Source organism: Streptomyces sp. NPDC033216 (assembly GCF_055577115.1).
Window position 1 is genome coordinate 1 of sequence record NZ_JBVIQK010000015.1, and the last position, 15,433, is coordinate 15,433.

Sequence of the window (15,433 nt, forward strand, 5' to 3'; positions counted from 1 at the left end):
TGGCGGCCGGGCGTGACTGGCGTGGTGTGCCCGGGCTGTGGTTCTGGCAGGAGGGCCGGGTCCGCAGCAGCGGCCCGCCCAAACTCCCCGACCTCGCCCACGAGCCCTGGCCGGCCCGGGACCTGCTCGTGCACCACCGCAAGAACGGCATCCCCACACCGCGTGCGTCCACGTACACCAGCCGCGGCTGCCACGCCAAGTGCACCTTCTGCTACGCGCCGCGGCAGCCCGGAGTGGTGGACGGGCCCTGGCGGGTCCGGCCGGTGGAGGACGCGGTCGACGAGATCGAGTACCTGCAACGGGAGTTCGGCACCCGGTTCCTGTGGTTCAACGACGACAACTTCGGCGGCGCCTTCCAGGACGGCTACCACCACGCCGTCGGCTTCGCCGAGGAGATCCTCCGCCGCGACCTGAAGATCACCTTCCACTGCGAGTTCCGCGTCGACACCGGCCTCATCGACCGGGAGGCCCTGCGCACCCTGCGCAGGGCCGGCATGGACCTGGCACTCCTCGGCATGGAGACCGGGTCGCCCGGCATGATGAAGCGGTTCCGCAAGGGGACCACCGTCGAGTACAACTTCGACGCCGCCCGCCTGTTCAAGCAGGAGGGCATCGAGCTCGAACCCGGCTGGATCATGATCGAACCGGGCACGACCCTCGACGAGCTCTGGGAGAACCTGAAGTTCATCGTGGCCGCCCGGGTGCACGAGAGCGAGAACCCGTTCTTCCTGATCAACCGGGCCATCGCACTGCGCGGAACCGAGATCTACGACAAGGCCACGCGGTACGAGGAGCCCGACATCCCCGGAGTGGAGGGCGCCGCCTGGGAGGTGCTGCGGCACGCCCGCCGCGACTACCTCGTCGAGGACGAACGGGTGGAACACCTGTGGACGGCCTGGAGCCGGGTCTCCTCGGAGATCAACGACCGCAAGGAGAACGAGGTCCCGTTCCTCGCGCAGAGCATCGCGGACGCCGTCCGGGCCCGACGCGGCACCGGCGCCGAATCCCTGCGCCCCCTGCTGGGCCGGCTGCGCAGCTGGGACCAGGGGCTCGCCGGGCTGCTGATCGCCTTCCTCAACGCGGGACTACTGCTCGCGGACGAGAACCCACCCGGACTCGCCGACCGGCTGGAGACCGAACTGCGCGCCATGATCACCGCGTACGACCGTGAGCACCTCGGTCACGCCTTCCCGGACTTCGTCGTCGAGACGGCGAAGGCGTGCGGCGAGCACGCCCTCGCCCAGGTGAGGGGCTGAGGCGATGACCCGCGAGCGGATCCGGTTCGCGGCCGTGGGCTGCGGCAGGGTCTTCCAGCGCTACCACCTGCCCTGCGCCGACGAACGGGACGCCATGGAACTGGTGGGTCTGGTCGACGCCGACGTCGAACGGGCCCGGTCACTGACGGCGGACCGCCCGCAGGTGTGGACCGGCACCTCCGTCGACCGCCTCATCCACGAGACGCGGCCGGACCTGATCAGTGTCTGTACGCCCAACGACGCCCACGCCGAGCCGGTGCTGGCGGCGCTGGACGCCGGCATCGCGGTGCTGTGCGAGAAGCCCCTCGCCGCCACGGTGGAGGAGGCGCGGCGGATGGCTGCCCATCCGGCGGCCGAGAAGCTGCTGGGGGTGAACATGCCCTTCCGTTTCCATCCGCTGCTGGAGGCGTTCGCCGACGCGGCACGGCCCGGCGCGCAGCGCGTCGACTTCTCCTTCGCCACCCCCGGCAACAGGGTGTGGCGGGCCTGCACGCCCTGGTACGGGGACGCACGACGGGCCGGCGGCGGCGCGCTCCTGGACCTCGGGCCGCACGCCCTCGACCTGCTCATGACGGTGTTCGGACCGCCGGACGTGGAGGCGTGCGAGGTGGATGCGCCGGGCGTGGAGGAGCGGGTCCGGCTGGACCTGTCGTTCCAGGGCGTGCCGGCGACGCTGCGCATCGACCGGGCCGCGCGCAGACTGGAGACCTCGGTCACCGTCACCACCGCGGACGGTGACCACGTCCTGGACCTGCGCCGCAACGAGCTGCGCCGGGCGGACGGCGCGGTCGAATCGGCCGGACAGGGACCCGAACTCGCCGCGATCTCGGCCTACTTCGACCTGGTGACGGGGGCTCCCGCCCCGCATCCGAAGGTGACCGCCCAGGACGCCCTGGAGGTCCAGCTCGTCGTGGAGTCGGCCTACCGGCGCGCCACGACAGCGGCGGCGCCCCTGCCGCAGGGCAGGTGACGGACGGTCATCGGAGGAAGCGGGCCACTTCGGCGCAGAATCGCTCCGGTTCGGTGCGATGCACGTAGTGGCCCGCGTCGATGGCCAACAGCCGTCCCCGGGGCACTGTCTCGGCGACCTCGGCCAGCAGGGAGCGGGGGACCGGGCTGGACAGCCCGCCACTGATCACCAGCGTCTCGGCGGTGACGTCGGCAAGCCGCCGCCACCACACGGGGTCCGCTTTCCGGAGGTCGTCGATGACGGGGCGTACCGCGGCGCTGTCCAGCTCTCCGGCCCGGCGCAGCTCGCGGAACTCCTGATACAGCGAGATGACGTGCGCCTGTCCGTCGGCCGGCCCGGACCGCGCCCGCAGCTCCGCCTCCGCCGCCGCGTCCCGTGGCGGCGGAGGCGTGTCCTCGATCACCAGCCTGCGGACCCGTGAGGGATGGCGCTGGGCGATGAGCCAGGCCACATGACCCCCCATGGAGTGGCCCACCAGGTCCACCTCGTCCAGGCGGTGCCGGTCCAGCAGGGACAGCACGTCCCGGTACATCAGCTCGAAGGTGTAGGCGTCCGCCCGGGGGCTGCGCCCGTGTCCGCGAAGGTCCGGTACGAACAACCGGCGTCCCCGGGCAAGCAGCGCGCAGACGAGCCGGTCCCAGCTCCGTCCGGTGTTGCCCAGCGCGTGGAGCAGAACCGCCGGTCTCCCCGCCGGATCACCGGTGATGCGGCAATTCAGCGTCAACGGTGCCTCGCTCGCCCCACCCCGGCCCGGCGTCTGATCCACGTCACGCAGCACCCCCCGATGCTATCCGCCGGGGGCCGCGACAGACAGAGGCCAGGAGCGGGGCCCGGCCGGCCGGGGCGTCCGCCCGGCCGACCGATCCGTCCTTCCGTCCTTCCGTCCTTCCGTCCTTCCGTCCTTCCGTCCTTCCGTCCTTCCGTCCTTCCGTCCTTCCGTCCTTCCGTCCTTCCGTCCTTCAGGAGCGTGAACTGGTCACGAGGTAGTCCACGATGGCCGTGACCGTCTGCTGGTGCCAGACCAGGTTGGCCGGCAGCTTGCGCTCCAGCAGCCGTTCCAGGCGGCGGCGGATGACGATCGCCATCACGGAGTCCAGGCCCGTCTTCAACAGCGACCGGTCGGGGTCGAGTTCGGCCGGGTCCAGCTTCATCTCGCTGACGATGACGGAGACCGTCTGCTCGTGCAGCAGAGCCCGCAGCGCCTCCTCCGACAGCTCCTCGGACGGCCGGGCCCCGGCCGACGCCCCCTCCCCCGCCGGCCCCGCCGGGTCCTCGTCGGCAAGGTCGCGCAGCAGACCCGTACGGCGGACCCCGTCCGGGAGCGGCACGGTGCGCAGCACCGCGAGGGACGCGGCGCCGGTCCGGCCGGCGAGGTCCCAGGCGGCGAAGGCCTCGGGTGCCGTGATGTCGCCGACACCGTGCGCCTGGAGCTCGGCGTCCACCGCGGCGTTGGCCGCCATGCCCATGCCCCGCCAGGACGTCCACGCCAGGCTCATGCTGCCGACGGCACCGAGGGTGTGGTCGTATCCGGCCATGGCGTCGAGGAAGGCGTTGGCCGACGCGTACGCGGCCTGGCCGGTGAGGCCCAGGTACTGTCCGCACGACGAGAAGTGGACCAGGAAGTCCAGGGTGCCCGGCGGGAACAGCCGGTGCAGGGTCAGGGCACCGCCGGCCTTCGGCCGCATCACCGCCGCCAGGGCGTCGGCGTCGAGCCGGTCGACCAGCTGGTCCTGCAGCACGCCTGCCGCGTGCACCACCCCACGGACCGGGGGCATGCCCAGCGCGTCCGGGGTCAGGGCGGCGGCCGCCGCCTCGACGTCGGACAGGTCCAGGGACAGCACCCGTACGGCCGCCCCGAGGGCCTCGAGCCTGCGGACGGTCGCGACGCGGCGCGCCTGGACCTCGTCGGTGACGGCGTCCCACTCCGAACGGGGCGGCAGGGCAGCGCGTCCGGCAAGCACGATGCGGCGTGCGCCCCGCTCCACCAGCCACCGGGCGATCTCCCCGCCCAGGCTGCCCAGACCGCCCGTGACGAGATACGTGCCGTCCTGCCGGCACCGCAGCGGGGCGCGGTCCGCACCCGCGCCCACGGAGCGGACCAGCCGGTTCGCCCAAACCCCGCCCTCACGGACGGCGACGACGTCCTCGCCCCGGTTCGCAGCGACCACGCGCAGCGCTGCGACCAGGTCGTCCCTGGTGGGCCGCGGGCCGAGATCGACCGTGCCGCCCCACAGTCCGGGGTGCTCGCCCCCGACGACCCGGCCGAGACCCCACCGGGCCGCCTGAGCCACCGCCTCCAGCCGGTCCGCCTCGCGGACGCCGCAGGTCAGTGACCAGAGCCGCGCCGTACCGGGCGGCCACGCGCCCAGCCGCCGCGCCGCCGACGCGAGCTGCCACGCCTCGCGCACGGCACGGTCCGCGGCCTCGGTCTCCCCGGCCGGACGTTCCGTCAGGGGCAGCAGGAGCACGTCCACGGGACCGGGGAGCTGCCCGCGCAGGCCGTCGAGACCGTCCGGATCCTCCGCCGCCAGGCACGGGATCCCTCGCTCTTCGGCCGTGGCCCGCAGCGCGGCCGTCAGCTCCCCTTGCGCGCCGACCAGCACCAGGGACCGGTGCGGGCGGGGGGCGTCGGAGCCGTCGAGGGGGAGGGACTTCCAGTCCGTCCGGAACAGCAGTTCCCCCGGCGGGGCCGAACGCGCCTCGACCTCGCCGCCCGCGTACCGGACCCCGGCCAGCACGGCCACGGTCCGTTCGTCCTCCGCCGTGATCCGCACGCCCACCGAGCCCCTGCCGTCGGCGTACGCCTCGAGGCGGGCGCGGGACGGGGGCGCGCCCGTGGTCCACACGCGGCCGACACCGGCCACCACCCGTAGCGCGGCGGGTCCGGGGAAGGCGACGGCCGCCATGGACAGCGCGGCGTCGAACAGCGGGGCCCATGTCGCCGGGGTGGACGTCGGCTCGTCGGCCGCGACGACGTCCGCGCGCAGCCCGTCCGGGACCCGCTCCAGACGGTCCACGCGCCAGGGGAAGGCCATTCTCGGCACGCCGACCGAGGCGAGGTCGGTGGCGATCCGGTCGACGGGGAGCGCCGTCCCCGGTCCGGCCGCGGCCGGCGGAAGGGGTGGCGGCGAGCCGTCGCCGGACACGGACGCCACCGCGTGGGTCAGCGACTCGTCCCCGTCCGGCCCGTCCGCGCCCGGATCACCGGGACCCGGCTCCTTCGGGTCGGCAGTCCGGGACAGCAGGCGGATCACGCCGTCCTGCGCGATCACGTCGACGTCCTGGGCCGTGGACAGTGTCAGCGGCAGCTCGAACGACACGTCGGAGAGACCGCCCGTCCCCCGGCTCGCCCCGGCCGCGTCCAGGAAGGTCTGGAGGACGACGGCCGCCGGGACGATCTCCACGCCGTGGATGGTGTGGCTGCCCGGATACGGCCGGGACTCCAGGTCGACGCGGGTGCGCCAGAGGTCCAGCGGCGTGGTCCCGGCCAGCGTGGTACGCGGCCCCAGCAGGGTGCGGCTCGACGGGTCGTGCCGCCCCCGGTCGGCCCGGTGGACCGGCAGGTCGCGCCAGTACCGCTGGCGCCGCCAGCTGCGGACCGGCAGCGACAGGGGCCGCGCGCCGGGGGCGGAGGGCCAGTCGAGGGAGACGCCGTGGCAGTACAGCAGCCCCGCGTTCAGCAGCAGGTGTTCCCTCTCCCCGGTGTCGCGGCGCAGGGAGGCGGCGAGACAATGCCGGTCGGCCCCGACCGTGTCCAGCGTCTCCTGCACGGAGTGCCGGACCACCGGATGGGCCGACACCTCCAGGAACGTGCGGAACCCGTCCTCCGCCGCCGCGGTCACGGCGCCGGACAGCCGTACCGGGCTGCGCAGATTCGTCGCCCAGTAGGCGCCGTCGCGGACGGCCGCGTCGCGCGGGTCGTCCAGCGCGGTGCTGTAGACGGGGATGGTGGGGGCGTGCACGGTGAGGTCGGCCGCGGCCTCGGCGAGCTCCTTCATCAGGGGCTCCATCTGCGGGCTGTGGAAGGCCACGTCACTGTCGACGCGGCGCACCAGCAGGGACGGGTCCGCGGCCAGCTCCCGCGCGAGGGCGTCGATCTCCGCGACCGCGCCGGCCACCACGGTCGTGGTGGGCGAGGCGAGGACCGCCGGCGCCACGCCGCCGGTGCCGCCGAGCCGTGCCGCGGCCTCGTCGGCGGGCAGGCCGATCATCAGCATGCCGCCCGCGCCGGCCACCCGCCGCAGCAGGACACTGCGCCGGCACACCAGCCGGGCGCCGTCCTCCAGCGACAGGATGCCCGCCGTCGCGGCGGCCGCGATCTCCCCCATGGAGTGGCCGATGACGGCCGCGGGCCGGACCCCGAGCGACCGCCAGACGGCGACCAGGCCCATCTGCACCGCGTAGATCATCGTCTGGGCCACGTCCACGCGGGTGACGTCGCCGTCCTCGATCAGCTCCCGGGCCGTCGTGCCGAACTCCTCGGCGAAGACCGGCCCGATCCTGTCGATCACCTCGGCGAAGACGGTGTCCGTGGCCAGCAGCTCGCGGCCCATGCCCGGCCACTGGGCGCCGGTCCCGGAGAAGACCCACACCACCTTGTCCAGGCCCTCGTCCGTCACCGTGCCGTCGGCGAGGCCGGGCGCCGAGTCACCGGCGGCGAAGCGGCGCAGCCTGCCCTCCAGCTCCGCGCGGTCGGCGGCGACGACGGCGACCCGGCGGTCCAGGTGGCTGCGCCGGGTTCCCAGGTGCTGCGCGAGGGAGGCGAGCGGAACGCCCGCCCCCGGTCCGTCCAGCCAGTCGGCGAGCCGGGCGGCGTCCTCCCGGACGGCCGCCCCGGACCGGCCGGAGAGCGGGAACAGGCGGGGCGGCGCCGGGACGACCTCGGCCGCGGCGGACGGCTCACGCCGTGCGGGCACCTCCTGCGCGGCCGGCGGTGCGCCCTCCAGGACCGTCCGAGCGTCCTCGCGGACCGCCGGTGCCTCCCCCAGAACCGTCGGTGCGTCCTCGCGGACCGCCGGTGCCTCCCCCAGAACCGTCGGTGCGTCCTGCGAGGCCACCGGTGCCTCCCCCAGAACCGTCGGTGCGTCCTGCGAGGCCGCCGGTGCCTCCTCCAGGACGACGTGGGCGATGGTGCCGCCGTAGCCGAAGCTGGAGACACCCGCTCGGCGGGGACGCTTCCCACGGCGCCACGGCGTGCGCTCCTCCGTCACCCGCAGCCGTGACTCCGCCCAGGGAATGCGCGGGTTGGGGGTGGAGAAGTGCACGCTGGGCGGGATCTCTTCATGGAGAAGCGCGAGGATCGTCTTGATCATCCCGGCGATCCCCGAGCCGGCCTCCAGGTGCCCGATGTTGCCCTTCACCGAGCCGATGAGGCACGGGCTGCCCGCCGGCCGGCCCGCGCCGAAGACCGCGGCGAGCGCACCGGCCTCCAGCGGGTCGCCCGCGACGGTTCCGGTGCCGTGGGCCTCGACGTAGTCGACGGTCTCCGGGGCGATGCCGCACTGCGCGTACGTCCTGCGCAGCAGGTCCGCCTGCGCCTCGCCGTTGGGCGCCATGATGCCGGCGGTCCGGCCGTCCTGGCTCACCCCGCTGCCGCGGATCACCGCCAGGACCCGGTCCCCCGCCCGCTCGGCGTCCGAGAGGCGCTTCAGGACGAGGACGCCCGCCCCTTCGCCCCGGCCGTAGCCGTCCGCCGAGGCGTCGAACGGTTTGCTGTGGCCGTCCGGCGAGGTGGCGCCCGCACGGGCCAGGGTGACCGAGAGTCCGGGCGCGACCATGAGGTTCACGCCCGCGGCCAGCGCCACGTCGGACTCCCCGGAGAGCAGGCTCCGGCGCGCCAGGTGGACTCCGACCAGGGAGGCGGAGCACGCGGTGTCCACGGCGAGGCTGGGGCCGCGCAGGTCGAGGCTGTGGGAGATGCGGTTGGCCGTGGCGCACAGCGCCGCGCCGATACCGGTCCAGGGCTCGATACGGGCGAGGTCCTCCAGCAACCGGCGCCCGTAGTCGTCCGAACCGACGCCCACGAAGACTCCGCAGTCGGTGCCGCCCAGACCGAGGGGCGGGATCCCCGCGTGTTCCAGGGCCTCCCACGCCAGTTCCAGCAGCAGCCGCTGCTGGGGGTCCATCAGTTCGGCCTCGCGCGGCGCGATCCCGAAGAACTCCGCGTCGAAACCGGCGATGTCGGCGAGGAAGCCTCCACGGGTCGGGGTCTCCCGTACGACGGCCGCGTGCTCGTGTCCGGTGTCCGCGTACGGAGCCCAGCGTTCCGCTCCGTCGCCGATGCCGTCCCGGCCCTGGACGAGGAGGTCCCAGAAGGCGTCGGGAGAGTCGGCGTCACCGGGGAACCGGCAGCTCAGCCCGACGACCGCGATGGGCTCCCCGGGCCCGCCGGTTTGCCCCCGTGGGGCCACCGGGCTCGTCACACCGGGCTCCCCTCAGCGCCCGGGGCGCGCCAGGCGGGAGGTTCCAGCACCGTGACCACGGCTGCGGTGATCATGAGTCCGGGGCCGGCGCTCAGCAGCAGCAGGTGGTCACCGGCGTTCACCTGCCCGTCCTCGACGAGGTGGTTGAGCTGCAACCCGACGTCGGCGGCGCCCGCGTGGCCGAGGTCGCGGAAGAAGTCGACCGCGCCCAGCGACGCGTCCAGGCCCATCGGCCGCAGATGGCTGTCCAGGAAGTCCGTGGTGCCCGCCCCGAGATGGAGCACCTTCGACAGGTCCGCGACGGTGATCCCCGCCTCGCCCGTCACCTGCTCGACCAGCTTGGCGCCGCTCGCGCCGTACTCCTGGCCGATCTCGGACGCCTTCGGGCCCAGTTCCTCGACCATCGCCTCCAGGTGCTCGTTCATGTCGAGTGCGCGCCCGGTGGTGACCGCCGGAGGGAAGATCGGCTCGTGCCCGCGGTTGAGGATCTCGAACTGGGGCAGCGACACCGACTCGACGGACCGTAGCGCGGCCCATCCGGACCGCTTCGACAGGACGACCGCCGTGGCCGCGTCGGCGAGCACCGCGTCACGGTGGGCGTACCACCGGTCGACCGAGGGGGTGCCGAAGTTGTCCGCGCTGCTCACCACGGCGCCGGTGCGGGACGGCGCGCACAGCAGGTACTGGGTGGCCATCTCCAGGGCGGCGAGGAACGCGTTGCACCCCTGCTCCACCGTCAGCGCCGGGACCGGGGAGCCGAGGGTGGAGCGCAGGATGTAGTGCGGTGCCGACCAGCCGTCGGGGCCCTGGTGGTACGCACAGGAGTGGACGAGGATGTCGATGTCCTCAGGGCCGAGGCCCGAGCGGTCCACCGCCTGCCGGACGGCCGCCACCGCCATGTCCGGCGCGGAGGTGCCGTCGGCCACGGCGATGTTCCGCCATCCGCACGACTCCATCCGCTCCCGGTCGTAAGCGCCGCGCCGGACCGCCTCCTCCACACTCACCCTGGGCGGAATGAACGCCCCGGTCCCTGCCAGGAAGATGTTCTCTGTTCTCACTCTCACATGTCCTCACTGACCGGTCCGGGGCCTGATGACCTTCCCGGTCTCGGTGGTCGGCAGTTCCGCCCTGGAGGCGAAGACGTGGGGGACCCAGGAGGGCGACAGCCGCTCCCGGCAGAAGCGCTCCAGCTTGTCGAGGTCGACCGTGTCGGGTGTCACCGTCGCGTTGATCCGCTGTCCCAGGACAGGATCGTCCGCACCGGACACCAGACAGGTGGCGACATCCGGGAAGGCGAGCAGGACGGCTTCGACCTCCTCGGGGCTGACCTTGGCGCCCGCGACGTTGATGCTGGTGGACAGGCGCCCGGCGAGGACGAGGTCCCGTCCTTCCCAGCGGGCCAGGTCGCCGGTGGTGAACCCGTCGCGCAGCGGGGTCGCGTCGACGGCCCCGCCCTCGACGTAACCCAGCATCATCGACGGCGACCTGACGGTCACCAGCCCCGTCACGGCGTCGCCGACACCGTCCCCGGCCCCCGGGACCGGGGAGAGTTCGACCCGCACACCGGGCAGGGGGGCGCCGGGCCCGGAGACGCCGGGCCGCCACGGGGCCGGGCGGCTTACACAGATCGGCCCGGTCTCCGTGGTGCCGTAGACCTGGCCGACGTGCCCGCCGAGCCGGGTCGCGACCAGTTCGGCGGTGTGCGCGTCCAGCGCCATGCCGGCGGAGAGGAAACCGATCGCGGGGCCGTCGTGCGGGCGCGTGCGGGCGGCCTTGGCGAGCAGCCGCAGCATGGGGGGCACACCGACGAACAACGTCACGTCCCCGACGGCGAGTTCGCGCAGCAGCAGGCGCGGCTTGTCCGGCGTCGTACAGCGGACGGGCGCGCCCGCCAAGGGCGCAGCGACGGCGCACAGGCCGAAGCCGTACGCGTGCTGGAGGGGTACGGGGCAGAGCAACCGGCTCTTCGTCCCCAGCCCCAGAGCCGTACGGTAGTGCTCCGCCTCGGCCAGCAGAGCGGCGGCGGAGCGCAGCGCGACCCGGGGGTATCCGGTGGTGCCCGACGTGATCTGCGCCGTCGCCGCCTCCTCGAAGGCCGACCGGCGGGCTCCTTCCCGGCCGACGCTCAGGATCCTTTCCCCCCAGTCCGCGGCCGTGACCGGGAAGGCCGGGGACGAGCTCGGGGCCGAGAGGAAGTCGAGCGGACAGCGTTCCTGGATCCGCTGGAGCTCCCACGGCGTCAGCCGGCGCGAGAGCGGCACCGCGACCGCGCCGGTGGAGATGATCGCGAACACGTCGCCGACGAACTCGGCCGCGGGCCAGGCGACGGTTCCCACCAGGGTGCCCGGCCCGACGCCGGCCTCCCGCAGGGCACGGGCCCTGGCGTCGACGCGCTCGGCCAACTGCGCCGCGCTGGTGGTCCCGGAGTCGTCGATGATCAGCGGCGCATCCCCGGCACGGGCGCCCTGGGCGCGCAGCAGGGAGAGCAGCTCCGCACGCGCGGCGGTCATCCGAGACCGGTCAGCGCGCGCCGCAGCGCCCCTACCGCCTTGTCGAGGACGTCCCCGGTGTGCGCGGTGCTCAGGAACCACGGCTCCAGCGCGTTCGGGTGGAAGTAGACACCCTCCCGCTGGGCGAGGGCCTGGAAGCGGCGGTGCCGGGGGAAGTCGACGGCCTCGGCGAGGTCGCGCAGGGTGTCGCCCTTCTCCAGCGGTTTCCTGAGCAGGGCCACCCCCATCAAAGTGCCGACCCGGTTGATGTGCACGGGCCGCTTCTCCACGGCGAAGACCTCGCGCACGGCCTCCTCCGCGCCGGCGCCGATGGCCTCGAGCTCCTCGTAGAGGCCTGACAGCGCGCGGATCTTGGTCAGTACGGTGACGACCGCACGCAGGGCCGCGTGGTTCCCGGCGTAAACGCCTGCGTGGTGCGCCTCGTTCGTGGCGAGCATCCGCATCGCGGCCCTCCGCCCGCCGAAGGCGGCGACCGGGAACCCGCCGCCCATGACCTTGGACAGGACCGTGAGGTCGGGCTCGACGCCGTACAGCTCCTGCGCCCCTCCTCGGGCGACCCGGAAACCGGTGATCACCTCGTCGAAGATCAGCATCGCGCCGCTGCGCGCGGTCAGGTCGCGCAACAGCTGGAGGAAGCCGGGTACCGGGGCGATCACCCCGGCGTTGACCAGAATCGGCTCCAGGATGACGGCCGCGATCTGGTCACCGTCCCGCGCGAAGAGCTCCTCGACGGCCTCGGCGTCGTTCCACGGCAGCTGCGCGGTGTGGGCGAGGGCCTCGGGGATCATTCCGGGAGCGCCCGCGACGACGTCCGTCGGCCGGGTGCCCTGTATCTGGAGCGTGGTCTTGCCCGCGCGCAGGACGGTCTCGCTCCAGCCGTGGTAATGGCCTTCGAAGGTGACCACCAGGGAGCGGCCCGTGGTGGCGCGCGCCAGCCGCAGCGCGGAGGCGACCGCCTCCGTGCCGGAGTTGGCGAACCTGACCTGCTCCACGCCCGGCACGAGTTCGGCCACCAGGGATCCGGCCTCGGCGTCCAGTTCGTGCGGCAGGCCGGTCATGTGGCCCTTGGCGAACTGGTCGGCCACGGCGTCGGCCACGTCGCGGTCGGCGTAACCGAAAAGATTCGGACCGTAGCCCATGTTGAAGTCCACGATCTCGTGGTCCTCGACATCGTGGATCAGGCAGCCTTCCGCGCGCCGCACGACCAGTGGCACGGGGACGGCCGCCGCACGCATGCTGCTGCTGACACCACCGGCGATGACCTCTTTGATGTCCTCCAGACAATCAGCGTTCGTCCGACGTTCGGCGTCCATGGCACCCACTGAAATCCTCCAGCTTCGTCGGCCTGATCCGGCATCACAGAATGCCCCAGGGATTTCGGGCCCGACAGCGGTCGTTACCGGAATGGCCGGATCGCGGGGGTGATCGGCCTGTCTTGGATGGCAGTATCGGACGGGCTGATCGGCGCGCGTCGCGGAGGGGGAATGTGATGTCGTCTCGGGGCGTCGCCGTGGTCACGGGGGCGGGATCGGGCCTCGGGGCCGGCATCGCCGTACGGCTGGCCGCCACCCACGACCTGGTGCTGACCCATCTGACCCGGGACACCGGGCTCGCCGACACCGCTGACCAGGCGTCAGCGGCCGGCGCGGAGGTCGTCGCCACCGTCGTCGGGGACCTCACACACGAGGAGACGGTGGACCGTCTCGGACAGGCCATGGACTCCTGCGGGCCGAGACTGGACGTCCTGGTCTGCAACGCCGGGGCGTACAGGTACACCCCCTGGCAGGACACCACGTGGGACGACGTGCGCTCGGCCGTGGACGTCAATCTCCTAGCGCACATCGCCTGCGTCCGTGCCGCCACACCCCATTTGGTGGCGCGCGGAACCGGCCGGATCGTGGCCGTTTCCACGGTGCTCACGCGGATCGGGCGCGTGGAGCTCGCCCCCTACATCGCGGCGAAAGGGGGCCTGGAGGCATTCGTTCGCGCCCTGGCCCGCGAACTCGGCCCGCACGGCATTACCGTGAATTCCGTCAGACCGGGGCCGATCGAACTCAGTACCGGGCAGAGGTCCCACCCGGATTACCCTGCCTGGCGGCAACGGGAATTCGCCCGGCAATGCATCAAACGGCACGGACGCCCCGAGGACGTGGCCGCGGCCGTTGCGTTTCTGACTTCTCCCGGAGCCGGTTTCATCACGGGCCAGAGTCTGACCGTCGACGGCGGCTGGGATCTCCACTGACCTGCCCGCGCAGGCCGATCCAAGGAACCATGACGCGAATGGCGCACGAACAGGAACAGGACTCCACCACCCGGGTACTGCTGGTGCGGCACGCCCAGTCGCATGCCAGCGTGAAGAAGCTGATCGCCGGGTCCCGCACCTGTCCCGGTCTCACGGAGCAGGGGCGGGAACAGGCCGCCCGGCTCTCGGCGCGGCTGGCGGCCGAACCACCGCGGCCGCACGCGCTGCTGACCAGCCCGGTGCGCAGAGCCCGCGAGACCGCCGAAATCCTGGCGAGCGGGCTGGAGTTCGGGGCACCGGTCGTCGAGACGGAGGCGCGGGAACTCGACTTCGGGGCGGCCGACGGTCTCTCCATCGACGAATACCAGCGTGTGCACGGGGCGTTCGACATGACCGCCCAACCCGACCGCCCGTTCGCCCCCGACGGTGAGACCTGGAACCGGTTCCGGGCCCGAGCCGGCCGTGTCGTCGACGACCTGGTCTCCCGCCACCGGGGCGGAACGGTCCTCCTGGTGTGCCACGCCGGGTTCATCGTCGCGGTGATGTCCGCGCTGCTGGACGTCGTCCCGCCCGTGCTGTTCACGGACTCGACACCCGCCGCGACATCGATCAATGAGTTCGTCCACGACGGCTCACGGTGGCGCCTGCTCCGGTTCGACGACGCGCGGCACCTCGACACGGCCACATGAGGACAGCGGCACCTCGACGGTGCCGCACGAGGACAGTGACACCTCGACGTGACCGGATGACGGAAACGACACCTCGACGGGGCCGTACAAGCACAGTGGCACCTCGTCTCGGCCGTACGAGGACAGCCGGTCCGTCCGGCCGGCGACCGCCCCGGAAGCGGACGGCGGCGCCCCGGTCCGCCGACGGGCGGGCCGGATTCACTGCTGCGGGCCGCGCTTGCGTTCCATCATGTGGCGGCCCAGCGCCTTCTTCCGCTTCCAGCTCCGCAGGATCTCCGCGTTCAGCCGCGCGTCGCTCCGGGCGGCGATCCGCTCGTTCTCGCGGAGCAGCTTGTGGTAGTTCTCCAGCCGCCGCACGGACAACTCGCCCTCCTCGACCGCCGCGCACACCGCGCACCCGGGCTCTGCGCGGTGCGAGCAGTCGGGGAAACGGCAGTCCCGGGCGAGGGACTCCACGTCGGTGAAGGCCTGGGCGACGCCGTTGTCTGCCTCCCACATTCCCACCCCGCGCAGCCCCGGGGTGTCGATCAGGAGACCGCCGCCCGGCAACGGCAGGAGGTCGCGGGTCGTCGTCGTGTGCCGCCCCTTGCCGTCACTGTCACGCGTGGCGTCGACCCGCTGCGCGTCCGCTCCCGTGAGCGCGTTGACGAGGGTGGACTTGCCGGCACCGGACCGGCCGAGGAGAGCCGCGGTGCCGTCGACGAGGGCCGCGAGGGCGTCCATTCCCTGGCCCGTGGCCGCGCTGACGGACAGCACGCGTGCTCCGGGGGCCACCCTCTCCGTGTCCTCGACGAGATGGGACAGCGTCACCGGGTCGGGAACCAGATCGGCCTTCGTGAGGACCACCACCGGCTGCCCGCCGCTCCCCCACGCCAGGGAGAGGAAACGCTCGACGCGCCCGAGATCCAGCTCGTCGGCGAGCGAGACGGCGATGAGCACCTGGTCGATGTTGGCGACCAGGACCTGACCGTCGGAGCGCTGCGAGGAGACGGCACGGACGAACGCCGTGCGCCGCGGCAGCAGCACCCGGACGACCCCCTGGTCCGGGTCGAGCGCCACCCAGTCCCCGGTGCAGGGGGTGAGCAGAGGATCGGAGGAGGCCACGGGCCCTGTGCCCGCCCGAACGGTCGTCACCCGCCCGTCCTCGGCGGCGGTGACGGTCTCGCAGCTCCCGCGGTCGACCCGCACCACACGGCCGGGCCGGAGACCGTCGGCCTCGTGAGGGGCGAAGTCGGTGGCCCACGCGTCGTTCCAGCCGTACCGGTGGAGCGGATGGGAGGCAGTGTATGCGGTCACGCTCGCCCCTCCAGAGGGGTGTGAGGGCAGCGGAACCGGCGAAGGGTG

Annotated in this window: 10 protein-coding genes; 4 read left to right on the forward strand and 6 right to left on the reverse strand. The window is 73.2% G+C overall.

All coding sequences use genetic code 11. The features are described 5' to 3' along the window. Both ACZ5Y0_RS24735 and ACZ5Y0_RS24740 read left to right on the forward strand, forming a co-directional pair. A partial coding sequence (locus tag ACZ5Y0_RS24735) for a B12-binding domain-containing radical SAM protein (protein WP_469130869.1) occupies positions 1–1,256 on the forward strand: 1,256 nt, incomplete at its 5' end. A gap of 4 nt (positions 1,257–1,260) precedes the next feature. Then, entirely contained in the window at positions 1,261–2,226 is a 966-nt protein-coding gene (locus ACZ5Y0_RS24740; protein ID WP_469130870.1) for a Gfo/Idh/MocA family protein, read from the forward strand. A 7-nt stretch (positions 2,227–2,233) separates the two neighbouring features. On the opposite strand, the gene ACZ5Y0_RS24745 is transcribed toward ACZ5Y0_RS24740, so the two are convergent. The 5 genes from ACZ5Y0_RS24745 to ACZ5Y0_RS24765 all read right to left on the reverse strand — a co-directional run bounded on the left by ACZ5Y0_RS24745 (position 2,234) and on the right by ACZ5Y0_RS24765 (position 12,471). Beyond that, positions 2,234–3,004, reverse strand: a complete 771-nt coding sequence (locus tag ACZ5Y0_RS24745; protein WP_469130871.1) for an alpha/beta fold hydrolase — start codon at positions 3,002–3,004, stop codon at positions 2,234–2,236. Positions 3,005–3,185: 181 nt separating this feature from the next. Beyond that, positions 3,186–8,648 (reverse strand): type I polyketide synthase, encoded by a 5,463-nt coding sequence (locus ACZ5Y0_RS24750; protein WP_469130872.1) that lies wholly within the window; start codon positions 8,646–8,648, stop codon positions 3,186–3,188. Next, complete coding sequence (locus ACZ5Y0_RS24755; RefSeq protein ID WP_469130873.1) at positions 8,645–9,706, reverse strand: ketoacyl-ACP synthase III family protein; 1,062 nt, start codon at positions 9,704–9,706, stop codon at positions 8,645–8,647. The genes ACZ5Y0_RS24750 and ACZ5Y0_RS24755 overlap by 4 nt, the downstream gene beginning before the upstream one ends. A 12-nt stretch (positions 9,707–9,718) precedes the next feature. Next, entirely contained in the window at positions 9,719–11,158 is a 1,440-nt protein-coding gene (locus ACZ5Y0_RS24760; protein ID WP_469130874.1) for a class I adenylate-forming enzyme family protein, read from the reverse strand. Next, positions 11,155–12,471: an aspartate aminotransferase family protein gene (locus ACZ5Y0_RS24765; protein ID WP_469130875.1), complete on the reverse strand. Its 1,317-nt coding sequence runs from the start codon at positions 12,469–12,471 to the stop codon at positions 11,155–11,157. Before ACZ5Y0_RS24765 ends, ACZ5Y0_RS24760 begins: the two co-directional genes overlap by 4 nt. 176 nt (positions 12,472–12,647) lie before the next feature. On the opposite strand from ACZ5Y0_RS24765, the gene ACZ5Y0_RS24770 reads away from it, so the two are divergent. Then, complete coding sequence (locus ACZ5Y0_RS24770; protein WP_469130876.1) at positions 12,648–13,400, forward strand: SDR family NAD(P)-dependent oxidoreductase; 753 nt, start codon at positions 12,648–12,650, stop codon at positions 13,398–13,400. Between the two features lie 38 nt (positions 13,401–13,438). Then, complete coding sequence (locus ACZ5Y0_RS24775; protein ID WP_469130877.1) at positions 13,439–14,089, forward strand: histidine phosphatase family protein; 651 nt, start codon at positions 13,439–13,441, stop codon at positions 14,087–14,089. Positions 14,090–14,287: 198 nt separating this feature from the next. Here ACZ5Y0_RS24775 and rsgA read toward each other — a convergent pair whose 3' ends face one another. Beyond that, a complete protein-coding gene (rsgA, locus tag ACZ5Y0_RS24780; protein WP_469130878.1) occupies positions 14,288–15,385 on the reverse strand; it encodes a ribosome small subunit-dependent GTPase A in 1,098 nt (365 codons plus the stop codon). Between the last annotated feature and the right edge of the window lie 48 nt (positions 15,386–15,433).

Bases quoted from the DNA above. Each gene is read 5' to 3' on its own strand.
- ACZ5Y0_RS24740 (WP_469130870.1), top strand. From the start codon at position 1,261: ATGACCCGCGAGCGGATCCGGTTCGCGGCCGTGGGCTGCGGCAGGGTC.
- ACZ5Y0_RS24760 (WP_469130874.1), bottom strand. From the start codon at position 11,158: ATGACCGCCGCGCGTGCGGAGCTGCTCTCCCTGCTGCGCGCCCAGGGC.
- ACZ5Y0_RS24765 (WP_469130875.1), bottom strand. From the start codon at position 12,471: ATGGACGCCGAACGTCGGACGAACGCTGATTGTCTGGAGGACATCAAA.
- ACZ5Y0_RS24770 (WP_469130876.1), top strand. From the start codon at position 12,648: ATGTCGTCTCGGGGCGTCGCCGTGGTCACGGGGGCGGGATCGGGCCTC.
- ACZ5Y0_RS24775 (WP_469130877.1), top strand. From the start codon at position 13,439: ATGGCGCACGAACAGGAACAGGACTCCACCACCCGGGTACTGCTGGTG.